Annotated in this window: 27 protein-coding genes and 1 tRNA gene; 14 read left to right on the forward strand and 14 right to left on the reverse strand. The window is 54.4% G+C overall.

Annotated features, from left to right (window positions below; genetic code table 11):
• Nucleotides 1-153: 153 nt before the first annotated feature.
• Both ATO67_RS02160 and ATO67_RS02165 read left to right on the forward strand, forming a co-directional pair.
• Nucleotides 154-228 (forward strand) — tRNA-Asn (locus ATO67_RS02160).
• 115 nt (nucleotides 229-343) lie between these two features.
• Entirely contained in the window at nucleotides 344-664 is a 321-nt protein-coding gene (locus ATO67_RS02165; RefSeq protein ID WP_067643626.1) for a hypothetical protein, read from the forward strand.
• Between the two features lie 32 nt (nucleotides 665-696).
• Here ATO67_RS02165 and ATO67_RS02170 read toward each other — a convergent pair whose 3' ends face one another.
• A complete protein-coding gene (locus ATO67_RS02170) occupies nucleotides 697-1,032 on the reverse strand; it encodes a DUF2934 domain-containing protein (protein WP_067643629.1) in 336 nt (111 codons plus the stop codon).
• Nucleotides 1,033-1,166: 134 nt separating this feature from the next.
• Here ATO67_RS02170 and ATO67_RS02175 point away from each other — a divergent pair, with 134 nt between their 5' ends.
• Nucleotides 1,167-1,397 (forward strand): hypothetical protein, encoded by a 231-nt coding sequence (locus ATO67_RS02175; protein ID WP_067643631.1) that lies wholly within the window; start codon nucleotides 1,167-1,169, stop codon nucleotides 1,395-1,397.
• A gap of 15 nt (nucleotides 1,398-1,412) precedes the next feature.
• On the opposite strand, the gene ATO67_RS02180 is transcribed toward ATO67_RS02175, so the two are convergent.
• On the reverse strand, nucleotides 1,413-1,787 hold the full coding sequence (locus tag ATO67_RS02180) for a TIGR02594 family protein (protein ID WP_082760136.1): 375 nt from the start codon (nucleotides 1,785-1,787) through the stop codon (nucleotides 1,413-1,415).
• Nucleotides 1,788-2,169: 382 nt separating this feature from the next.
• Nucleotides 2,170-2,436: a DUF982 domain-containing protein gene (locus ATO67_RS02185; protein WP_067643634.1), complete on the reverse strand. Its 267-nt coding sequence runs from the start codon at nucleotides 2,434-2,436 to the stop codon at nucleotides 2,170-2,172.
• A 189-nt stretch (nucleotides 2,437-2,625) separates the two neighbouring features.
• On the opposite strand from ATO67_RS02185, the gene ATO67_RS02190 reads away from it, so the two are divergent.
• From ATO67_RS02190 to sseA, 4 genes are all read left to right on the forward strand, one after another.
• Complete coding sequence (locus ATO67_RS02190) at nucleotides 2,626-4,074, forward strand: cryptochrome/photolyase family protein (RefSeq protein WP_067643636.1); 1,449 nt, start codon at nucleotides 2,626-2,628, stop codon at nucleotides 4,072-4,074.
• Nucleotides 4,075-4,195: 121 nt separating this feature from the next.
• Nucleotides 4,196-5,233 (forward strand): cysteine synthase A, encoded by a 1,038-nt coding sequence (locus tag ATO67_RS02195; protein ID WP_067643639.1) that lies wholly within the window; start codon nucleotides 4,196-4,198, stop codon nucleotides 5,231-5,233.
• A gap of 13 nt (nucleotides 5,234-5,246) precedes the next feature.
• A complete protein-coding gene (locus tag ATO67_RS02200) occupies nucleotides 5,247-5,984 on the forward strand; it encodes an alanyl-tRNA editing protein (protein ID WP_067643642.1) in 738 nt (245 codons plus the stop codon).
• A gap of 17 nt (nucleotides 5,985-6,001) precedes the next feature.
• Nucleotides 6,002-7,423 carry a 3-mercaptopyruvate sulfurtransferase gene (sseA, locus tag ATO67_RS02205; RefSeq protein WP_067643645.1) on the forward strand — a complete coding sequence of 474 codons (1,422 nt, stop codon included), beginning with the start codon at nucleotides 6,002-6,004 and terminating at the stop codon, nucleotides 7,421-7,423.
• Nucleotides 7,424-7,478: 55 nt separating this feature from the next.
• Here sseA and ATO67_RS02210 read toward each other — a convergent pair whose 3' ends face one another.
• On the reverse strand, nucleotides 7,479-8,363 hold the full coding sequence (locus tag ATO67_RS02210; protein WP_067643648.1) for a DUF4344 domain-containing metallopeptidase: 885 nt from the start codon (nucleotides 8,361-8,363) through the stop codon (nucleotides 7,479-7,481).
• Nucleotides 8,364-8,513: 150 nt separating this feature from the next.
• Between ATO67_RS02210 and ATO67_RS02215 the strand changes: the two genes are divergently transcribed.
• The 5 genes from ATO67_RS02215 (at nucleotide 8,514) to msrQ (ending at nucleotide 13,363) form a co-directional block, all read left to right on the forward strand.
• Nucleotides 8,514-8,981 (forward strand): DUF1203 domain-containing protein, encoded by a 468-nt coding sequence (locus ATO67_RS02215; protein WP_067643651.1) that lies wholly within the window; start codon nucleotides 8,514-8,516, stop codon nucleotides 8,979-8,981.
• Nucleotides 8,982-9,073: 92 nt separating this feature from the next.
• The gene (locus ATO67_RS02220; protein ID WP_067643655.1) at nucleotides 9,074-9,409 is read left to right on the forward strand and encodes a PilZ domain-containing protein; all 336 of its coding nucleotides are present in this window, start codon (nucleotides 9,074-9,076) and stop codon (nucleotides 9,407-9,409) included.
• 131 nt (nucleotides 9,410-9,540) lie between these two features.
• Nucleotides 9,541-11,529 carry a bifunctional 2',3'-cyclic-nucleotide 2'-phosphodiesterase/3'-nucleotidase gene (locus ATO67_RS02225; RefSeq protein ID WP_067643659.1) on the forward strand — a complete coding sequence of 663 codons (1,989 nt, stop codon included), beginning with the start codon at nucleotides 9,541-9,543 and terminating at the stop codon, nucleotides 11,527-11,529.
• A 230-nt stretch (nucleotides 11,530-11,759) separates the two neighbouring features.
• On the forward strand, nucleotides 11,760-12,701 hold the full coding sequence (gene msrP / locus ATO67_RS02230) for a protein-methionine-sulfoxide reductase catalytic subunit MsrP (RefSeq protein ID WP_067643661.1): 942 nt from the start codon (nucleotides 11,760-11,762) through the stop codon (nucleotides 12,699-12,701).
• A gap of 2 nt (nucleotides 12,702-12,703) precedes the next feature.
• Nucleotides 12,704-13,363 (forward strand): protein-methionine-sulfoxide reductase heme-binding subunit MsrQ, encoded by a 660-nt coding sequence (gene msrQ, locus ATO67_RS02235; RefSeq protein WP_067643665.1) that lies wholly within the window; start codon nucleotides 12,704-12,706, stop codon nucleotides 13,361-13,363.
• Between the two features lie 46 nt (nucleotides 13,364-13,409).
• Here msrQ and ATO67_RS02240 read toward each other — a convergent pair whose 3' ends face one another.
• Nucleotides 13,410-13,745, reverse strand: coding sequence for a ribosomal maturation YjgA family protein (locus tag ATO67_RS02240; RefSeq protein WP_082760117.1), 336 nt, complete (start codon nucleotides 13,743-13,745; stop codon nucleotides 13,410-13,412).
• A 56-nt stretch (nucleotides 13,746-13,801) separates the two neighbouring features.
• Between ATO67_RS02240 and ATO67_RS02245 the strand changes: the two genes are divergently transcribed.
• Complete coding sequence (locus ATO67_RS02245) at nucleotides 13,802-14,680, forward strand: DUF817 domain-containing protein (protein WP_425352172.1); 879 nt, start codon at nucleotides 13,802-13,804, stop codon at nucleotides 14,678-14,680.
• A gap of 14 nt (nucleotides 14,681-14,694) precedes the next feature.
• Entirely contained in the window at nucleotides 14,695-15,504 is an 810-nt protein-coding gene (locus ATO67_RS02250; RefSeq protein WP_067643668.1) for a carbon-nitrogen hydrolase family protein, read from the forward strand.
• A 109-nt stretch (nucleotides 15,505-15,613) separates the two neighbouring features.
• Here the strand turns inward: ATO67_RS02250 and rplQ are convergent, their stop codons facing one another.
• The 9 genes from rplQ to rpsE form a co-directional block, all read right to left on the reverse strand.
• Nucleotides 15,614-16,039, reverse strand: coding sequence for a 50S ribosomal protein L17 (rplQ, locus tag ATO67_RS02255; RefSeq protein ID WP_042618511.1), 426 nt, complete (start codon nucleotides 16,037-16,039; stop codon nucleotides 15,614-15,616).
• Between the two features lie 194 nt (nucleotides 16,040-16,233).
• Nucleotides 16,234-17,244 (reverse strand): DNA-directed RNA polymerase subunit alpha, encoded by a 1,011-nt coding sequence (locus tag ATO67_RS02260; protein ID WP_067643671.1) that lies wholly within the window; start codon nucleotides 17,242-17,244, stop codon nucleotides 16,234-16,236.
• A gap of 186 nt (nucleotides 17,245-17,430) precedes the next feature.
• Nucleotides 17,431-17,820, reverse strand: a complete 390-nt coding sequence (rpsK, locus tag ATO67_RS02265; RefSeq protein ID WP_042618513.1) for a 30S ribosomal protein S11 — start codon at nucleotides 17,818-17,820, stop codon at nucleotides 17,431-17,433.
• Between the two features lie 137 nt (nucleotides 17,821-17,957).
• Nucleotides 17,958-18,326, reverse strand: coding sequence for a 30S ribosomal protein S13 (rpsM, locus tag ATO67_RS02270; protein ID WP_067643674.1), 369 nt, complete (start codon nucleotides 18,324-18,326; stop codon nucleotides 17,958-17,960).
• 226 nt (nucleotides 18,327-18,552) lie between these two features.
• Complete coding sequence (locus ATO67_RS02275; RefSeq protein ID WP_067643677.1) at nucleotides 18,553-19,164, reverse strand: adenylate kinase; 612 nt, start codon at nucleotides 19,162-19,164, stop codon at nucleotides 18,553-18,555.
• Nucleotides 19,161-20,501, reverse strand: coding sequence for a preprotein translocase subunit SecY (secY, locus tag ATO67_RS02280; protein WP_067643679.1), 1,341 nt, complete (start codon nucleotides 20,499-20,501; stop codon nucleotides 19,161-19,163). The genes ATO67_RS02275 and secY overlap by 4 nt, the downstream gene beginning before the upstream one ends.
• Before the next feature lie 312 nt (nucleotides 20,502-20,813).
• Nucleotides 20,814-21,293, reverse strand: a complete 480-nt coding sequence (gene rplO, locus ATO67_RS02285) for a 50S ribosomal protein L15 (protein WP_067643681.1) — start codon at nucleotides 21,291-21,293, stop codon at nucleotides 20,814-20,816.
• A 16-nt stretch (nucleotides 21,294-21,309) separates the two neighbouring features.
• Complete coding sequence (gene rpmD / locus ATO67_RS02290) at nucleotides 21,310-21,516, reverse strand: 50S ribosomal protein L30 (protein ID WP_045230765.1); 207 nt, start codon at nucleotides 21,514-21,516, stop codon at nucleotides 21,310-21,312.
• Nucleotides 21,517-21,527: 11 nt separating this feature from the next.
• Nucleotides 21,528-22,097, reverse strand: a complete 570-nt coding sequence (rpsE, locus tag ATO67_RS02295; protein ID WP_067643685.1) for a 30S ribosomal protein S5 — start codon at nucleotides 22,095-22,097, stop codon at nucleotides 21,528-21,530.
• Between the last annotated feature and the right edge of the window lie 8 nt (nucleotides 22,098-22,105).

Raw genomic sequence — 22,105 nt, forward strand, 5'->3', positions numbered from 1 at the left:
CTGCTGTGCCAATTATTTTTGAGATCAACATGCCCGGAAAATGGGGACTTCAGTGGATAAAACAAGAGGAATTCATTTTTTTTGAAAAAACCGCTTGGCAAATCGTAAAAGCATTTGTATTACCCCGCTCACACCGCGCCAAGCAGCGCACGTTCCCTGGTAGCTCAGCGGTAGAGCATTCGACTGTTAATCGACAGGTCGCCGGTTCGAATCCGGCCCGGGGAGCCATTTCTTCTAAAGAGTTGGAATGGTTATGTTGCACGAAGACATGCAACGTCATCGCTGCAAAATCTCATGGCATCTACAGATATCCATAGCACCTTCGTCACAACAGGATTGTGTCATGCATATTGATTGGGCGCTGATACAGCGTGATTGGGATTGGGCCGGTCATATGCTCGAAGCCATCATCATGGCTGCGATAGTATCGCTGCTAGCGCGCAGCTTCGTTAAATGGCGCGATGCGGTTATCGTTGGTTTGGCCTTCGCCGCTGGTCACTTTCATGGACGTGAGAAGCGTGACTACGAGGTGTCGGTGCATATGCAACCGCCTCATCTGGAAGGGTATTATTTCTGGAACTGGTCCTGGGATCAAGCAACCGATTTTTGGCCAGCGGCGCTGCTTTGTGTCGCTCTGCTGCTATGGTGGATCAGAAAAAATTAATGGCGTCTTGTTGAAGCAAGACGCCACTTTCTTTAACGCGATTTAGCGGAATTCCTATTCTTGCCTGCCCCGCCGGATACCGTCGTGGAGGTGGCGGACACTGGATCGCTCGCAGGGAAGCTATCTTCCAAGCCCTCTTCCAGATCAGCATCGGCGTCTGCATCGTGCGTGGTGGCTCGCTCGTTGTTAAGGGACTCAGCTGCAGGAGATTCCCTGCCATCATTAGGCTGGGAACCATCCTCTAAGTCGGTGTTCAACTCATGTTCGGCTTCCGCCCAGTGGCGATCGTGATTGCCTTCATGACGACCTTCACTTTCCCATTTTTCATAAGCTTTTTTGCGGATTTCAGATTCGCGGTCAGATGACATATTGCTTCTCCCATCAGGTTGGTTGGGAAAGAAACCATCAGACGCAATATTTTGTTCCTGCCGGATACAACAATCCTGCACGGAACTTCGCGGTGCACGTCCTCGTTATCTAAAGATAACTAAGGAGTTCTGACATGGACGATAAACATACAAAACCGCTCGATATCGATGACAAGGATGTCGCAGATTTTCACACTGAACGTGAATTGAAGGGCGATCCCGAAGAGATCGATCCAGACGAGGCGATAAATCTGCGGGCGCGCCGTCAGGCGGCACGTCAGCATGAGGATGCCTTCATCGTCGCAACTGATCTGGAAGATGACGACCAGCGCGATGCTGCTCCCGGAACACGCGAGCAGCCTTAAGTTTGGAACTGGAGCTTAGCGGCGAACCGAAACGATCGATTTGCGGCTGAAATTTGACACTTGAACGCGCCCCGACTGGTTTCCACCCAAAATCTGGGCAGTCCCCTTGCCCATGCTTTTCAAGATACCGGCATGGTAGCGCTTGCCGGTTCTGACAACAACGACATCTCCGGGTTTCGCGGCCGCAGTTGGAACGGCGTAACCAAAGGATGTCCAGGACTTTGCGATTGCCGAGGACTTTGGTGGCTCTCTTCCAGACTTTGTTGCCACAACACTGAGAAAATGTCCGCACCAAGGTGTTTTGCGAGGATTGACCCCGAGAATCGCTTTCAGCGTTTTGTTGTTTTTTCCTTCGTGAAGTCCGGAATATCGTTCCGCTTGATTGAGCATGCCAGCCGATGCAGATGCAGGTGCAGTGAAAGCCGCGCAAAGAGCAGCGGCCAGAACGTACGCAGTTACTTTCAAATTCTCGCCCTTTAGAAGCACACGGACTTCGCCTCTGCCCCGTCAGAAGTCCAGATGTGCATATTCAAAGTGTAACAGTGGAAGACGGTAACCTTGGCTACCCGTCGCTGCCGAGTTTTGATCTAATCGCCTAATTCAGCGACAATTTGACGAGATATAGGCAAAAATTAGAACAAAAGTTACCAAAACCTTACAAAATTTTTCTACGAAACATTGGTTTTGGGCATTTTTAGTGGAAAATCAATATCTGAAAACACGAAAGCCACCCGTGGTGAAGCGGGTGGCTTTGGCAATATGGGCGGAGCGATCAGGATGCGAGTTTGTGTGTCTCAACGAGGCAATGTGCGTCGCGGCTCGCCTCGACGAATGCGGTGCGAGCTATCTCGCCACCGACGCTACCCATCAACGACGCCCGGCATAATCTCAACGCCTGCTCGTAGACCTTACCCTGACGGCTGGGCCATTCGTGTTGCAAAAAATCGAAGGCTTCGTAAGCGCCACTGAAAGTTCTGGGGGCACCGTTTTCCAGAGAGATAACCACTGGAGTTTCCCATTTGACGTCGTTCAGCATCATTGATTGGACTTCCATACTCAATTAACCCGCCACTAACGTTGAACCCGGCATATGGTTCCGCCTGTTTTGGTTTCAAGATACAATTACTCTTCTCCCGAATCCGGTTCTATTTCATTGGCTTATTATAACCACGTTGCGGGAACAAAGCTCTTCAACAATCATTCAACCTGAAGTGAACCCGGTGCACATATGGCTGACAATAAAAATCCCGTTATTCTTTGGTTTCGCAAGGACTTACGTCTTGCAGACAACCATGCGCTTTCAGCTGCGGTCGACCATGGCGGGGCCGTTATTCCAGTCTATATCCGAGATGAGAATAACGGTTCAACCGGTGCACTTGGAGGGGCTCAAGCGTGGTGGCTGCACCACTCTCTGGAAGCATTGTCCGCAGCACTGGAAAAGGCTGGCAGCAAGCTGATCCTGCTCAGTGGCGATGCGGAAAAAGTCCTGAAAAAACTTGTATCCGACACCGGAGCTACCAGCGTTTTCTGGAACCGTCGTTATGATCCGCAAGGGATAGAGATCGATAGCAACATCAAAAAGAACTTTCGCGATGAGGGACTGGAAGTCGAAAGCTTTGCAGGGCATCTCATCCATGAACCATCCAGACTGAAGACAAAAACGGGTGGTCCATACCGCGTCTACACGCCGTTCTGGCGGGCGATCGAAGCAGGTGACGAACCTGACGAGCCGCTGTCCGCGCCGTCCAAACTGGCATCCCCCTCCAGATGGCCGAAATCAGAAGAGCTCAAAGACTGGAAGCTGTTGCCGACGAAGCCGGATTGGGCAAAGGAGTTCTCTGACGTATGGGCGCCGGGAGAAGCAAGTGCTGCGGAAAAACTCGAAACTTTTATCGACACCTCCCTGAAAGGATATGAGGAAGGCCGTGACTTTCCCGCCAAGCCCGCGACGTCGATGTTGTCCCCGCACCTTGCAATGGGCGAAATATCACCTGCTCAAGTCTGGCATGCAACGCGCGGGCTCCCGCACAACATTCCGTCCCACGATCTAAGCCGTTTTCGCAAGGAAATCGTCTGGCGCGAATTCTGTTACCATCTTCTTTTCCACTTCCCCAAACTGGGTACAAAGAACTGGAATGACAGCTTCGATGCTTTCGAATGGAAAACCGATACGGCAAAATTCGACGCGTGGAAGACAGGCATGACAGGCTATCCTGTCGTGGATGCCGGCATGCGCCAGCTCTGGAGGCACGGTATCATGCACAATCGTGTACGCATGATCACGGCGTCTTTCCTCATCAAGCACCTCCTGATCGACTGGCGTGAGGGAGAGACATGGTTTCGCGATACGCTGGTGGACGCAGATCCAGCATCTAACGCGGCCAATTGGCAATGGGTCGCTGGCTCCGGTGCGGACGCGTCGCCGTTCTTTCGCATTTTCAACCCTATCCTTCAGGGAGAAAAGTTTGATCCGTACGGCGAATATGTAAAAACCTTCGTACCAGAGCTATCCAAACTCGACAGGAAGTTCATTCACAAGCCGTTCGATGCGCCGGGGGAAGCCTTACGAAAGGCAGGCGTCGGGCTAGGCAAGGATTACCCGAAACCGATTGTCGATCACAACCAGTCCCGACAACGGGCTCTTGCGGCCTACTCGACGATCAAGAAAAGTGGGTAAAACGGGGTATCAGTAAAATTTTGCGTGTCGCCCCCGTTCACTGGAAGAAAATTTCTTGTCACAACGGGCAGAGGCGAGGAGATAACGGCATCTATTCGCGGACTGAACGAGAAGGCCAATCATGACCATTCATACCTCTGTGCTTACCGCAATCGGAAATACTCCGCTCATCCGCCTTAACGCGGCATCAGAGGCGACGGGTTGCGAAATTCTCGGCAAGGCCGAATTCATGAACCCCGGCCAGTCCGTTAAGGATCGAGCGGCACTCTACATCATTCGCGATGCGGAGCGTCGTGGACAATTGCGCCCCGGTGGCACCATTGTTGAAGGCACGGCAGGCAATACCGGCATTGGCCTTTCTTTGGTTGCCAATGCGTTGGGCTATAAGACGGTCATCGTCATTCCTGAAACGCAAAGCCAGGAAAAGAAGGACGCGCTCAAGTTGTTGGGCGCGCAGCTGATCGAGGTTCCGGCTGCCCCCTATTCCAACCCCAATAACTATGTGAAGCTTTCCGGCCGCTTGGCAAAGCAACTGGCGGCTACCGATCCTAACGGTGCGGTATGGGCAAACCAGTTCGACAATATTGCCAACCGGCAGGCTCACATTGAAACGACGGCACCGGAAATATGGGACCAGACGGACGGTAAAGTCGATGGCTTCATCTGCGCTGTCGGGTCTGGTGGTACGTTGGCTGGCGTGGCTGATGGTCTTCGAGACTTCAACCCCGACATCAAGATTGGACTCGCCGACCCCGAGGGTGCCGCACTGTTCGAATTCTACAAGAACGGCGCGCTGAAATCCGAAGGCTCCTCCATCACCGAAGGCATCGGCCAGGGTCGTATTACCGCCAATCTTGAAGGGTTCGAACCGGATTTTTCTTATCGAATCCCGGATGCCGAAGCTCTTCCGGTTGTTTATGATCTGGTCACGACGGAAGGTCTTTGCTTGGGCGGTTCCAGCGGAATCAATGTTGCCGGTGCAATTCGGCTTGCCCGCGACCTCGGTCCGGGGCATACAATCGTGACCATACTTTGCGATTACGGCAACCGCTATCAGTCGAAGCTTTTCAACCCTGATTTCCTGCGGTCCAAGGGACTTCCCTTACCGACATGGTTGTTGGAAAAGCGAGAGGTCTCGGTCCCGTACGAAACTGTTTGAGGTCGATGCCCATATGCCTGTGAATGCCCTGTTTCGTGACGATTTCTATCTTTCCACATGCGAAGCGGTGGTGACAAAGGTCCATGAGGACGGCGGCATAGAGCTGGATCAGACCTGCTTTTATGCCACCTCCGGCGGCCAACCCGGTGACACCGGTTATCTCGAAAGAGCCGACGGCTCTAGTATCCTCCTTGGAGCCACCAAGCACGGTGCAGACAAAAGCATCATCATCCATGTCCCCACCGAGGGACAGCCGTCTCCTGACATTGGGGAAAAGTTGACGCTGCAAGTCGATTGGACCCGTCGCTACAAGCTGATGCGCATGCATACCGCCTGCCATCTGCTGTCCGTCGTTTGTCCGTGGCCGATTACTGGAGCAGCCGTTGGCGAAGAGGAATCGCGCGTCGATTTCGATATGTCCGATACCATCGACAAGGACGAGGTTACCGCCAAACTGATGGCGCTGGTCGAAGAAAACCACCCCGTTTTCCTGAAATGGATCACGGATGAAGAACTCGCAGCCAATCCCGATATCGTCAAATCTAAGAACGTCCGCCCGCCTCTTGGTCTGGGGCGTGTCAGCCTCGTCTGCATTGGCGAAAATTCCGCTGTTGACAGCCAGCCTTGCGGAGGGACTCATGTTGCCGAGACGCAAGAAGTGGGCGAAATCCACATCGCCAAGATCGAAAAGAAGGGCAAGGAGAATCGCCGTTTCCGAATTCGTTTCGGTAAACCCGAAACATCCGCCTGATTTCTGGGAGAACTATCGTGAGCACGGATAAGAGCCGTTTCGTCGTTTCGGCGGACTGGGTTGAGCAGCAGCTTGGCACCCCACATTTTCGATTGGTCGATGCCTCCTGGTATTTGCCTGCGCATAAGCGAAACGGAAAAGAAGAATTCGAAGCGGGCCATATTCCCGGCGCGGTCTTCTTCGATCAGGACGTAATTGCCGACCACAATACCGGCCTGCCCCACTCCCTGCCCTCACCACAATTTTTCGCGGATGAAGTTGGGAAGCTTGGGCTTGGCGAGAGTGACACGATCGTCGTCTATGACGGCCCGGGCTTCTTTTCCGCGCCACGCGTTTGGTGGATGCTGCGCGTGATGGGTGCTGAGACGGTCTATGTGCTGGATGGTGGTCTCGATGGCTGGAAGGCTGCAGGCAAGCCGGTGGAAGCAGGTACACCGCGCATCGAGCCCGCTAGCTTCGAGCCCCATTTTGATGCCAAGCGCGTCACCTCGTTTTCTCGTATGCTGTACCTCGTGGACGGGGGCGAAGATCAGATTGCCGATGCACGCGGCGCCGGTCGTTTCACCGGTGAGGAAGCAGAGCCACGCGCTGGCATGCGCTCTGGCCATATGCCGGGTGCACGCAATCTGCCCGCCACCGCCTTTTCCGAGAACGGCCACTTCAAAGACCTGCCAACAATCCGCAAGATGATATCAGATGCGGGCATCGACCTGACCCAGCCTGTTGTGACCAGCTGTGGTTCGGGCGTGACGGCGGCAGTCATCACACTTGCGCTGGAATCACTCGGTCACACCGATAATTCGCTCTATGACGGCTCATGGGCAGAATGGGGATCGAAGCCTGACACTGCCATTGCCACCGGCCCTGCCGAACCCGTGCCGACGCCGCCGCAAGGGCCAATCAAGGCGAATGTCACCCAGCTGGAAATGACGTCCGCGCCCAAGGTCAGCCTTGCTGTGCCGGTCAACATCCAGACCGCGATCATGCGCACGACTGATATACCGCTGCATTTCTATCGCTATCTATACTGGCGCGTTGGAAAACGCTGGCACTGGCAGGCGCGCATGCGCATGAACGATGCCGAACTGACAACGCTTCTGCGTGATCCCAGAAGCTGTGTGACCGTTCTCTACATGAACGGCGCCCCGGCTGGCTTCTTCGAACTGTTCAAAACCAGCGAAGATGTCACGGATCTTTCCTATTTCGGCCTAATGGAAGAGGCCATCGGTGCAGGCGTGGGCAAATGGTTCCTGCTGCAAGCTCTATATCAGGCATGGCAGGACAACCCGCAGCGGGTCACGGTTTCCACCAACACGCTCGACCACCCACGCGCGCTTCAGCTTTACCAAATGATGGGTTTTTCGCCCGTCAGCACCTACGAGACATGGATCGAGCCGCTGACGGACAGCGAATTTCTGGAAATTTCAAGACGGGGCTAACCTCTTGACTTCATTATCCTCGGGCTGGTCCCGAGGATAATGCTTCAGCAAAAACCTACAATTCCTGCCCCATATTCACTGCTGTCGGAATTTCCTTGGCGGGCTCGCTTTCCTTCTCCGCACCACCAGCCGCGAGATGAGCGGCGATAAGCTCTCCGTGGAACTTGGCCATTTCATAGCAATAGGTGATTTCGCGCTTTTCAGCTGACCAGTAGACATCCGGTCTTCCACATGCGCGCGCCGTCAGCTTGACCTCGCCTTTGAGATCATAGGCGCTAAAGCTGCGGGCAATGAGATCCAGTACCTTCGATTCTTTAACGATGGTCGCGTAAATATCCAAAAACGGATCACGGGCAGGCTCGTAACGGGTGACGAATTTCGTGGTCCCAGCTTTGGCGGCATGGGGCTTCAGCGTTTCGTTCCAGTAGGCAACTGTTTGCGGATAGGCCGCTTCACACGCCTTCCATTCAGCTTTGGGCAGTCCCATCATATCAGCCAGATCACCGTAACCACCGGCATCCTTGCCCACCATCAGGCAGGCCATCTGGCTGTCACGCGTCTTGTCGGGAACAAGGGCCGAATAAATTGGCGTGTTATGCTCCGGCAAAGCCTGCGCAGAGCGGGCGAGATACCAGCTGTCGGTGGCATTGACGATGGCCGTATCAAGCCACTCCTCATTCGCCTCCAGCATCATCGTAGCCGAGAGTTGATCGGCGGTGTCTTTTACAGCTCCCGTTTCGGGCAGGGAAAAATCTGAAATCAGCATCCGCGAGGCCTCGTGGTAGAGGCTGAAAATCGCGTTTCCGATGACGAAATTCACCGTCTGCTGCAATTGTTCGTCGGATAAATCATCAAGCGCAGGCGCTGTTTGCGCGTGGGCGGCAGGTATCGTGAAAGAAAAAACGGTGACCAGGGTAGCGGTCATCAACCTGCGCAGCATTTACGTCAACTTTCCAAAATGAGGACGTTTGATTGATCGCTAAACTGAACGGCACAAGCAATGGGGTAGTTGCCTGCTGACGCAAGAAACGGGTGGATACACGAATGTTTGAAAGGCATAGCGACAAACAAGCAACGCAAGGGAGCCGCTATGACCAAGATCGTATTTACCGCCATGACTGCCAAAGATGCGGAAGCCTTTCGCAATGGAAACCCGGATGCCAACGGCCAGAAACCGGAGCGCTCAATCGCGACAGGAACCTACCCCTGCCGTGTTTGCCTTGGTCAGATAGAGGACGGCGAAGCCATGCTTCTCCTGGCCTACCGCCCATTTCCGAAGCTGCAGCCATTTGCCGAAACCGGACCGATTTTTATTCATGCCGAGGCGTGCAGCCGTTATGAAGCAAGCGAAATTTTACCACCCATGCTCGAGAGCCTGGACTACATCGTTCGCGGCTACGGTTTCAATGACCGCATCGTCTACGGCACGGGTGCGGTTACGCCGACCGACGGGATATCCAGATATGCGCAAGAGCTTTTTGCCAGAGAAGACATCGCTTATGTGCATGTCCGCTCAGCCCGCAACAATTGTTATCAGTGCCGAATAGACCGTATCTGAAACGGCAATTGCACGTAATTTTACCGAAAATCATAAATGCGTTTCAAATCTTCCGTGCAAGTCTGGTACGGGAGACAATTGGGGAGCGCCACATGACCGGTCATCTGAACATGCAAAATCGAAGCGCAGGCCGCAGCCAGACACGCATTTACGGTACAGTCCAGTACTTCAATCAGTCAGTCAGGGGCCGCGTGGTCGACCTTTCGGCCACCGGCATGGCGCTGGAGCTCGACGGCTCTTTTGCTGCGGCCAAAGGAAGCCGCGTGAAGGTCCAGAGCGACGATCTCGGTTTCATAGAAGGTACGGTGCAATGGCAGCACATGAACCGCCTTGGCCTGCAATTGAAGCTTTCGACAAACACATTGGCACAGCTTTCCTCATACTTCCGCTTTTTCCATGAAGACGTAAAGCCGACACTGGCACGATGAAATTATTTTTTACCGGACGGTTTAAAATTCAGGGACAAGTCATAACCCTGTTATTTTGATGATGGACTCCTCAATAATTCGCTCTAGGCTGCGGTCATTTCGCACAGCCTGAATTCATTCGAGGTGTTTCCATGTCTTCGCTTATCGGCCTCCACCCCATTACCCGCCGTTCTCTGCTGGGGGGCATTGCCGCCTCCTCCGCATTCGTCATGCTGCACCCCTTTGCAGCTCGCGCGCAGGGCAATCAAGCCCATCTGCGCATCATGGAAACAACGGATATTCACGTCCACGTCTTCCCGTATGACTATTATGCCGACAAGCCAAACGACACGCTGGGTCTGGCGCGCACAGCCTCCATCATCGATTCCATCCGCGCAGAAGCCGGAAATTCCATGCTGGTCGATAATGGCGACTTCCTTCAGGGCAACCCGCTGGGCGATTACATTGCTTACGAGCGCGGCATGAAGGCGGGCGACAAGCACCCCGTCATCAATGCCATGAACATGCTGGGTTACGATTGCGGAACGCTTGGCAATCACGAGTTCAATTACGGGCTCGACTTCATGTTCAACTCGCTGGGCGGAGCCGGCTTCCCTTATGTCTGCGCGAACCTGACAAAGGGCCAGCTCGCTTCCGACCCTAAGAAGGATGACCTTTTCTTCAAGCCCTACGTCATCCTCGAAAAGCAGATCAAGGACGGTTCTGGCGCCACCAGCCCGGTCAAGGTCGGCATTATCGGCTTCGTGCCACCGCAGATCATGATGTGGGATGCCAAGAATCTCGAAGGCAAGGCGCAGACTCGCGATATCGTCGATGCGGCCAAGGCCTGGGTTCCGGTTATGAAGGAACAGGGTGCCGATATCATCATCGCGCTGTCGCATTCGGGTATCGAAGGCAAGGGCCAGAGCGACCGTATGGAAAATGCCTCGCTCTATCTGGCCGGCGTCAAAGACATCGATGCCGTCTTCACCGGCCACCAGCATCTCGTCTTCCCAGGCCCCAAGACCTGGGATGGTATCGAAGGTGCCGATCCGGTCAAGGGTACGTTGATGGGCAAGCCCGCTGTGATGGCCGGTTTCTGGGGCTCCCATATGGGCCTCATCGACCTGCTGCTGGAAAAAGATGGCAAAAACTGGAAGATCGTGGACTTCACCACCGAAGCGCGCCCGATCTACCACCGCGACGATAACCGCAAGATCGTCGCCGACGTGAAGGACAAGCCGGAGATCATCGCGGCCGTCAAGACGGATCACGAAGCCACCCTCGCCTATGTCCGCCGCCCCGTGGGCAAGACATCCGCGCCGCTTTACTCCTATTTTGCACTGGTCGCGGATGATCCATCCGTACAGATCGTATCCAACGCCCAGACCTGGTACATCAAGGACATGCTGAAGGAAGGCCAGTATAAGGACTTGCCTGTGCTCTCAGCGGCTGCCCCTTTCAAGTCTGGCGGACGTGGGGGGGCTGATTATTACACGGATGTCCCCGCCGGTGACATTGCCATCAAGAACGTTGCCGACCTCTACCTTTACCCCAACACCGTTCAGGCCGTGCTGATCACGGGGGCGCAGGTGAAAGACTGGCTGGAGATGTCGGCGGGCATGTTCAAGATGGTGGAAGCCGGTGCGAAGGACGCACCGTTGCTGAACAATGACTTCCCGTCCTATAATTACGACGTCATCGACGGCGTGACCTATCAGATCGATGTGTCGAAGCCACCGAAGTTCGACAAGGACGGCAAGTCGATCAACCCTGACAGCAACCGCATCGTCGGCCTGCAATTCGAAGGCAAGCCAATCGACCCCGAACAGAAATTCGTGGTGGCGACGAACAATTACCGCGCCAGCGGCGGGGGCAAGTTTCCAGGGATCGCGGCCGACAAGATCATCTTCGTCGCACCGGATACAAACCGCGATGTCATCGTGCGTTACATCATCAGCCAGGGTACCATCAATCCAGCTGCCGACGACAATTGGTCATTTGCGCCCGTTGCCAACACAACGGCAATCTTCGAAACTGGTCCGAAGGCACGCCAGTACGCCAAGGACGTGAAGGGCGCGAAGATCGAGGAAGCTGGAGATGGCGCAGAGGGCTTTGCGAAGTTCCGCCTGATTCTCTGACATAAAAACGATCTGTGGCGCGCTTTGTGAAGCGCGCCACACCCTCTCGCAGAGTTTACCGATAGCTTCCATATTATTTCAGGCATTGCCGATCTTCGTCGCAAATCCGCCGCCCACAGAGCGCGACATGCTTTCAATATTTTTTACTCGTCACGAGAAACTTCTCTTACGCGTTCTACGTAATGGGTATTGAATAGCTTTTGTTCGCTTTAGCTCCGCAGGAGGTTTTGATGCCCGTTTACCATCCGCCCCGTATCCCATCATCTGAAATCACCCCGCGCGGCGTCTATCTTTCCAGACGAAACTTTCTTGGAACTGCCGCTGGTCTTGCGGCTGTCGGTCTCACGGGTCACGGCGCGCTCGCAGCCCCTCTGACTGCGAAGCCCGGCGCCTACAAGCTGGATGAACCGTTGACGCCGCTCGATGCCGTGACCAGCTATAATAATTTTTACGAGTTCGGCACTGGTAAGTCAGACCCCAAGGAAAACGCTGGAAAATTCAAACCTACGCCATGGACCATCAGAGTGGATGGGCTCGTCGGGAAGCCGCAGGAATTCAACATTGAAGACCTGCTGAAATATCCACTGGAAGATCGCACATACCGCATGCGCTGCGTCGAAGGTTGGTCCATGGTCATTCCCTGGATCGGCTTCCCTCTTTCTGCACTGCTGGATAAGGTCGAGCCACTGGGCAGCGCAAAATTCGTATCCTTTGAAACGGTTGTCCGCCCCGAAGAAATGTCCGGACAAACCGGGCTGTTTCAGGCACTCGACTGGCCTTACGTGGAAGGCCTGCGTCTGGATGAAGCCCGGCACCCGCTGACCATTCTCGCCGTCGGCCTTTATGGCGAAACCTTACCCAACCAGAACGGCGCACCCATTCGCCTCGTGGTGCCTTGGAAATATGGCTTCAAAGGCATCAAATCCATCGTCCGTATTTCGTTGGTGGAGAAGCAGCCGGAAACCACGTGGAAGAACTCAAACGCCCGCGAATACGGTTTCTACTCAAACGTCAATCCGAAGGTCGACCATCCGCGCTGGAGCCAGGCGACAGAACAACGCATTGGTGAAGGTGGTTTCTTCAGCACGCAGAGACGGCCAACGCTGATGTACAATGGCTATGACGAGGTGGCGAGCCTCTATACAGGCATGGATCTGAAAGCGAATTACTGACCATGGCGTTTGCGTTTTCGCTTCCCTCCTTGCCGAAACGGTATCAACCAGCGGCCATCTCGGCGCTGTATGTTATTGGCCTCTCGCCGGGCGTCTGGTACTTCTACCTCGCAGCCACCGGTGGGCTGGGCTTTAATCCCGTCAAGGAATTCGAGCATCTACTTGGCACCTGGGCGCTACGTTTTCTGTGCATCGGCCTTGTCGTCACGCCGTTACGTGATTTGTTCAACGTCAACCTCATCGCTTACAGGCGCGCACTTGGCTTGATCGCGTTCTATTATGTCCTGGCGCATTTCGCGGTCTATATCATACTGGACCGTGGCCTCGTTTTCAGTTCCATTCTCTCTGACATTCTCAAGCGCCCCTACATCATGTTCGGCATGGCAGCTCTTGTCATGCTCATACCCCTCGCATTGACCTCCAACCGCTGGTCGATCCGGCGTCTCGGCTCGCGCTGGAACACGTTGCACAAACTGTCCTACTTCATATTGATCGCCGGTGTCCTCCACTTCGTGCTGGCACGAAAATCCCTGACGCTGGAGCCTGTTTTCTATCTTTCGGTGATGTTCATCCTGCTCGGCTATCGTGCAATCCGGCCGGTCATCATGGCGCGAAAGCGCGCCCGCAAGGCAACTATGTCTTCCAGAAACGCCACTCGATGAGCGCGGCCACTCCTATGCCAACGAGATAGCAGGTAATATTCCACGGCTAAAAGACACGACCGAGCAGTAACGCTCCAGCCGTCGTCGCTCTGAATGCATCAAGTGCCGGAAAATGAACAAGCCTGATAAGCTCGACGATGATCGAAAACGCAGCCGCGGTGGCAGTGACCAGATGTCTTTTGTGACGCGGCATCAAGGCTGCCACAAGCAGATAGACCATTGATCCCCACAGCAACGACCCACCATATTTCACGACGGTGAATGATAACCCGACTGCGTAACCATATCCGCGCAGCGCTAGTCCTGCCAAGATCACGAGACAGGCGGCGGTTAAAAGGCCAACCGACCTGAGATAAAATGGCTGCGACGTTTTGATCATCATGTCGCTTTATTTCCAGTCTTGTGTAGACATGCAATCCTGCCGAGCAAAAAGGATTTATGGCTGTGACGACCGAAACCGCCTACCCCGCCAGCCGCCTGTCGTCACTCGATGCTCTTCTGTGCGATAAACAGCCATGGGGCGAGTTGGAAGGCGCAAAGCGTTTCATCGTCGAGTTTCTTTATTTCGGCATCAAGGAAGCAAGAGCGTGCATGTTTGCAGGCCTGTTTTTCATATCCATCTTTCTGGTTCCACGTGTCGGCCTTTTTGGCCTACCGCGTTACGATGTGCTGCTTGTCATCGCGCTCGCGATCCAGTTCTTCATGATCTGGAGCAAGCTGGAGACGCTTGACGAAGCAAAGGCTATCCTTCTCTTTCACATCGTCGGCTTTGCGCTCGAGGTGTTCAAAACATCAAGCAGCATCCAGTCATGGTCCTATCCCGACTTTGCCTACACCAAAGTCCTCGGCGTGCCACTGTTTTCCGGCTTTATGTATGCCGCTGTCGGCAGTTACATCATCCAGGCCTGGCGCCTGCTGGATGTGCGCATCAAACACCATCCCAGTTACTGGATGGCAACGTTGATTGGCCTTGCCATCTACCTCAACTTCTTCACCCATCACTATATCGGGGATTACCGTTGGTACATCGCCGCCTGCGCCGTCGGCCTCTACGCCCGCGCCACCGTCATCTATCGCCCCTATGATCGCCACAGAAAAATGCCACTACTGCTCTCATTTATCCTCATCGGATTTTTCGTCTGGCTGGCAGAAAACATCTCCACCTTCTTCGGCATTTGGAAATATCCAAACCAGCTAGGCGCGTGGTCCGTGGTCCACATCGGCAAATGGAGTTCGTGGTCCCTCCTCGTCATCATGACGTTTACGATTGTGTCGCATCTGAAGCATATTAAAAGCCGGATTTCGGTGCCGGAGTGACGGAGGCATCTCCAATGATAATCGCCGCCGCACAGAGCGTCGTGAGCAAGGATATCGCCGAAAACGGGCGCACGATAAGAGATTTGATAGCGCAGGCCGCAAACGAAGGTGCACGCCTCGTCAACTTCTGTGAGGGCTCGTTATCAGGTTATTCCAAAGGGCAGATCGCTGCACCGGAAGATTGGCTCAATGTAGACTGGCGCCTCCATACGGCTGAACTCGAATCAATCGCGGGAACTTGCAAAAAACATAAAATTTTCGCATCGATAGGCTCCGCGCATCCGCTCGGCGCCTCACATCCGCCCTTCAACAGCCAACATGTCTTAAGCGACACGGGCGAATTGTTGGGACGATACGACAAACGCTATCTCTCGAACTCGGAGCTTTCAGGCTGGTTCACACCGGGATCAGAGCCTTTTACCTTTGAGGTCGATAGTTATAAATTCGGTTGCCTCACTTGCATTGAGGTTCATTTCCCTGAACTTTTCATGGAATATGAACGCCTCAACGTCGATGCGATCTTGTTTTCATCATATGGTATCAGAAGCTTTTTCCAGATCGCGCTTCGGGCCCACGCAGGATTCAATTGCCTTTGGATTAGCGGCGCGACGCCTGCACAGACAGCTGGCGAGGGACCAGCCAGTATTATCGGTCCAGACGGTAAGATCGTTTCACACTGTGCCACCGAGCGGAGAAATGAGTTAGCATTTGCCACTCTTGATCGAAACGACCCCGTTTTTGACATTCCACTCAAGAAGGCTCGTCAATGGCGAAGGGAAGCAAGGCGCGGTGAAATTTACAGAGAAAAGCAGATCGAGAAATGATCTGCGGGTTCGCATAGCATTTTTGAATACCGAATTTGAACTGAAAACAAAAAAGCCGGGTGATCGTTCACCCGGCTTTTTCGTACTTGGCGCTGAGAAGCGCCAGACCTTATGCAGCTTCAGCAGCAGCGTTTTCTGCAGCAACGCGAGCCTTGTCGGCTGCGCCCTTGGCGTCTACGTCGCGCTCTACGAACTCAACGACGGCCATAGCAGCGTTGTCGCCCTGACGGTAGCCAGCCTTCATGATACGCAGGTAGCCGCCGTTACGGGTGGCGTAACGTTCAGCGATGGCATCGAACAGCTTGCGAACTGCGTCCTGATCCTTGATCTGGGACACGGCCTGACGACGAGCGTGCAGGTCGCCGCGCTTGCCGAGAGTTACGAGCTTTTCTACGATCGGGCGAATTTCCTTCGCCTTCGGCAGTGTCGTTACGATCTGCTCATGGGTGATGAGCGAAGCAGCCATGTTGGCAAACATTGCCTTGCGGTGGCTGGCGGTTCTATTGAGCTTGCGGCCTGAATTTCCGTGGCGCATTGCTATTCTCCTTTAATGCAGGTTCCCTATCCGGGCCTGCCGTTTCCTGGCACATGCAGGCGACCCAATCTTTTTCACGGGGCCTGCTGTTTGACGGGGAAAGGCAGTCTGTAACGGGTCTGCCTTCTTATCTGGGTTCTTGTTGATCCAGCCGGTGAGAGGAAAACCGCTGACGCGACTTTCCTCAACGCGGCTTAGTACTGGTCTTCGTAACGCTTTGCGAGATCTTCGATGTTCTCTGGCGGCCATGCGGGCACTTCCATGCCGAGGTGCAGACCCATGGAAGCGAGAACTTCCTTGATTTCGTTCAGCGACTTGCGGCCAAAGTTCGGAGTACGAAGCATTTCGGCTTCCGTCTTCTGAATGAGGTCGCCGATATAAACGATGTTGTCGTTCTTCAGGCAGTTTGCCGAACGAACGGACAGTTCCAACTCGTCGACCTTCTTGAGAAGCGCCGGGTTGAATGCCAGTTCGGTCACAGACTCTTCTTCTGCTTCCTTCTGCGGCTCGTCGAAATTGACGAACACACCAAGCTGGTCCTGAAGAATACGAGCGGCGAAGGCAACGGCGTCTTCGCCGGAGACCGAACCATTCGTATCGATCGTCATGATCAGCTTGTCGTAGTCGAGAACCTGGCCTTCACGGGTGTTTTCCACCTTGTAGGACACTTTCTTGACCGGCGAATAAAGGCTGTCCACCGGAATAAGGCCGATTGGTGCATCTTCTGCGCGGTTACGCTCTGCAGGCACATAGCCCTTGCCGTTGTTGACGGTGAATTCCATGCGGATTTCAGCGCCTTCGTCCAGCGTGCAGATAACGTGGTCGGGGTTGAGGATTTCGATGTCGCCAACCGTCTGAATATCACCAGCGGTAACGGAACCTGGACCCTGCTTGCGCACGACCATGCGCTTGGAATCGTCACCATCCATCTTGATGGCGATTTCCTTGATGTTCAGAACGATGTCTGTCACGTCTTCCCGAACGCCGGGAATGGACGAGAACTCGTGCAGAACGCCATCAATTTGCACTGCTGTTACAGCAGCGCCACGCAGAGAAGACATCAGAACGCGACGAAGCGCATTACCGAGCGTCAGACCAAAGCCGCGCTCCAGCGGTTCAGCAACCAGCGTCACCTTGGTGCGGCTGGAAGACGTGAACTCAACCTTGTTCGGCTTGATCAGTTCCTGCCAATTCTTTTGAATCATCTTTAAACCTTCCGTTCGCCGCCACCATCCAATCGTGGCGGACCGAGCATCATCACCGAGAGGAACCAATGGTTCATCGGAGGGTTCTAAGCGTAGGAAAACCGGCTACGCCGGCAGGCCAAACGCCACATACGCGAAAATTCCGCCAGACCGAGGGAAAGGCGGAATTCTCAAGATACGGTCGCGTCAGACGCGGCGCTTCTTGCGCGGACGGCAACCGTTGTGTGGGATCGGCGTAACGTCACGGATCGAGGTGATCATAAAACCGGCAGCCTGGAGAGCGCGAAGTGCAGATTCGCGACCGGAACCCGGACCGCAAACTTCAACTTCCAACGTCTTCATGCCGTGTTCCTGAGCCTTCTTGGCGGCATCTTCAGCAGCGATCTGGGCAGCAAATGGTGTCGACTTACGCGAACCCTTGAAGCCCTTGGCACCAGCAGACGACCAGGCAATAGCATTGCCCTGTGCGTCGGTGATGGTGATCATCGTGTTGTTGAAGGTCGAGTTAACGTGCGCAACGCCCGTCGTGATGTTCTTACGTTCGCGACGTTTAACGCGAGTGGCTTCCTTGGCCATGGTCTACCTTTCATTGATCTCTGCACCGCCGTAACACCAGCGGCTACACCGGCGATTGGCTTCCACGAAGCCTCTCGCCAAACTCAGAAAGGCTGGTGCGGCTTGCACCAGCCTCCCCTCTCCGGAGAACCGGAAAATTACTTCTTCTTACCTGCGATCGCCTTCGCTGGACCCTTGCGAGTACGAGCGTTGGTGTGCGTGCGCTGACCGCGTACGGGCAAGCCGCGACGGTGACGCAGACCACGGTAGCAACCGAGGTCCATAAGACGCTTGATGTTCATCGAAGTTTCACGACGAAGATCACCCTCGACGCGATAATCGCGGTCGATTGCTTCGCGGATCTGAAGGACTTCTGCATCCGTCAGCTGATGAACGCGCTTTTCAGCCGGAATACCGACCTTTGCTACGATTTCTTGCGCGAATTTCGTGCCAATCCCGTGAATATAGGTCAAGGCGATAACAACGCGCTTAGCCGTCGGGATGTTGACGCCAGCGATACGTGCCACGTCTATTCTCCTTGCGTTCCAGTTGCCATCCGGCAAGTGGTGCTTTCATTTGAGCGGCACTCTTCTGCCGCCAGTTCAAAATTCGTGTTCGTCACAAGTCAAAACGACTGAACCCGGACTTTCCTTCCCTTGAGGAAAATCCGCGCCAGTCGCTTGGGATGTCGCGAGTTGGCGCGGTTTAACGGAATCGGTTCAAAAAAGCAACCTGCCCCGTCAAGATTCTTTATTAGCGTGCGACAGATGCCTCAGCGCCGGGTGCTTTTTCCAGCACAGCTTCGATAGCCGTGGTCACCTGATCGACGTGGGCCATGCCATCAAGCACGACCAACTCGCCCTGTTCCTCGTAGTGCTTAGACAGAGGAGCCGTCTTTTCGCGGTATTCGGAAAGGCGCTTGCGAAACGATTCGGGATTGTCATCAGAGCGAACCGTTCCACCGGCAGCAACCGTTTCGGCAACGCGGTTTTCGATTCGCCGCACAAGCGCTTCTTCGTCTACCTTCAGTTCGATAACGGCATCCAGGACGAGGTTCTTCGCGCGCAGATTTTCGCCAAGCACTTTAGCCTGCGGAACCGTGCGAGGGTATCCATCAAGAATAAACCCCTTCTCACAGTCTGGCTGTTCAATACGCTCAGATACGATCTGGTTGACGATATCGTCCGATACGAGACCACCAGCGTCCATTACCTCCTTGGCGCGCTTGCCGATCTCAGAGCCGTCATTGACAGCCGCACGAAGCATATCGCCAGTGGACAGCTGGGGTATCCCATACTTGTCCGTCAAGCGCTTGGCCTGTGTCCCCTTGCCTGCTCCTGGCGGTCCCAAAAATATCAGTCTCATCGTCCCCTCTTTCCTCCACGCAGTTTCGATTTCTTGATCAGACCCTCATACTGCTGGGCGATCAGGTGACCCTGAATCTGTGCCACAGTATCAAGGGTTACACTGACTACGATCAAAAGCGAAGTACCACCAAGGGCTAATGGGATACCTGTCCGAGCGATAAGCGTTTCGGGAAGAATACAGACGAACACGAGATAGATCGCGCCGATCACGGTTATGCGGGTCAACACATAATCGATATATTCAGCCGTACGTTCGCCTGGACGAATGCCGGGAATAAACCCGCCATGCTTTTTCAGATTATCGGCCGTGTCCTTCGGATTGAAAACAATCGCGGTGTAGAAGAACGCAAAGAAAGCGATCAACATGCCGTAGAACAACATGAAGAGAGGCTGACCGTGCTGCAACGAAGCGATGATAGCTGTCGCCCACGGTGGCAGGTTCGTGCTGTTGGTAAAGCCAGCGGCAGTCGCAGGCAGCAGCAGCAGCGAAGATGCGAAGATCGCAGGAATGACGCCAGCCGTGTTCAGCTTCAGCGGAAGATGCGACGTATCCCCCTGGAACATCCGGTTGCCGACCTGGCGCTTCGGATACTGGATCAACAGACGACGCTGCGCACGCTCCACGAACACGATCAGTGCAATTACACCGATGGCGACGAGGACTACGGTCAGAATAAGAGCAGTGGACAACGCGCCGGTACGACCGAGTTCCAATGTTCCAGCCAGAGCCTTAGGTAGCCCAGCTGCGATACCAGCGAAAATGATCAGCGAAATACCGTTGCCGATACCACGCGAGGTAATCTGTTCACCCAGCCACATCAGGAACATCGTGCCGCCAAGCAGCGTGATGACTGTGGAAATACGGAAGAACAAGCCAGGATCGACGACGAGCCCTGCACCGCTTTCAAGACCAACGGCAATGCCATAGGCCTGAAGCGTACCGAGCAACACCGTGCCGTAGCGGGTGTACTGATTGATGATCTTGCGGCCCGCCTCACCTTCCTTTTTCAAGGCTTCGAGCGAAGGTACGACCGAGGTCATCAGTTGCACGATAATCGATGCGGAAATGTAAGGCATGATGCCGAGCGCGAAAATCGCCATGCGCTCTACAGCGCCGCCCGCAAACATGTTGAAGAGACCGAGAATACCGTTGGCCTGGCCTTGGAAAGCCTGAGCATAGGCTTCCGGGTTCAGACCGGGAAGCGGAATATGCGTACCGAGACGGTAAACGAGAAGTGCGGCAAGGGTAAACCAGAGGCGCTTTTTCAGATCTTCGGCTTTAGCGAAGGTCGAAAAATTCAGGTTTGAGGCCAGTTGTTCCGCTGCTGAAGCCATAAATTTCTCCGCATGACCCTTGTCCAGCGGCACGGAAACCGGCAATTCCGGAAAAGGTCTAAAAGATACTGGTTTAAAAACCGGGCTTCGGACGGATGCCAGCTATCAAGCCGAAATCATGCCTCACCCTTGTTTTCGTTGGTCCTGTCAGCGTTCATTCGAACACCTAAGAACCGTGAGGCTCTCCCCGCTTCGCTCTCGCGCCGCTTGAGAGTTTCCGCATAAGCTTTTAATCGATTAAGATTCAAAGACTTACGCAACTATGAGTGCGAACGCCCGGAATGAAGCACCCCGGGCGTTCGAAGTCTTATATTACTCTGCAGCTTCCGCTGCAACAACCAGAAGCTTGATAGAGCTACCAGCCTTCTCGATCTTTTCAACAGCAGACTTGGAAGCGCCGGCAACTTCGAAGGAAACCTTCGTCGTCAGCTCGCCGTCGGCAAGAATACGAACGCCGTCCTTGAGGCGACGAATAACGCCAGCAGCCTTGAGAGCAGCAGCATCAATCGTTGCGTTGGCGTCGAGCTTGCCTGCATCGATAGCAGTCTGAACGCGACCAACGGACACTTCAGCATATTCCGAAGCGAAAATGTTGGTGAAGCCACGCTTAGGCAAACGACGGTAGATTGGCATCTGGCCGCCTTCGAAACCGTTGACTGCAACGCCCGAACGAGCCTTCTGACCCTTGACGCCGCGACCACCGGTCTTGCCCTTGCCAGAACCGATGCCGCGACCTACGCGGATGCGATCCTTGGTGGAACCTTCGTTGTCTTTAATTTCATTGAGTTTCATGATGACTTCCTCCGTCTCACTTCTCGTCTACGACGCGAACGAGATGCTGGACAGCACGGATCATGCCACGAACAGCTGGAGTATCTTCCAGAGTGCGCTGACGGTGCATCTTGTTGAGACCCAGGCCGATCAGCGTCTGGCGCTGAACTGCAGGGCGGCGAATTGGGCTGCCGATCTGTTCGACCGTAACAGTCGTCTTGGCTTCAGTAGTCTTCTTGGCCATGATACTGCTCCTTATTCTTCAGCAGCGTTGCCGGAAGCGGCGCGGCGGGACTGAAGGGTCGCATACTTAAGACCGCGCTGTGCAGCAACGTCCTTAGGATGAACCTGGTGCTTCAAGGCGTCGAACGTCGCACGAACCATGTTGTATGGGTTCGAGGAACCGGTCGACTTGGCGACAACGTCATGAACGCCGAGCGTTTCGAAAACAGCGCGCATTGGACCGCCGGCGATGATACCGGTACCAGCCTTTGCAGAACGTAGCAGAACCCTACCAGCGCCGTGACGACCGTTAACATCATGATGCAGCGTACGACCATCGCGCAGAGGCACGAAGATCAGATCGCGCTTTGCGCTTTCGGTAGCCTTGCGGATCGCTTCTGGAACTTCACGAGCCTTGCCGTGACCAAAGCCAACGCGGCCCTTCTGGTCACCAACGACGACGAGAGCAGCAAAACCGAAACGACGGCCGCCCTTAACAACTTTGGCGACGCGGTTGATAGCAACCAGCTTGTCGACGAATTCGCTATCGCGCTCTTCGCGGTTCTGGCGGTCGTCGCGAGAACCTCTTTTTTCCTGTGCCATTGTCCTTT

It is taken from the genome of Agrobacterium bohemicum, assembly GCF_001562555.1.
Taxonomy (GTDB): Bacteria; Pseudomonadota; Alphaproteobacteria; order Rhizobiales; family Rhizobiaceae; genus Agrobacterium; species Agrobacterium bohemicum.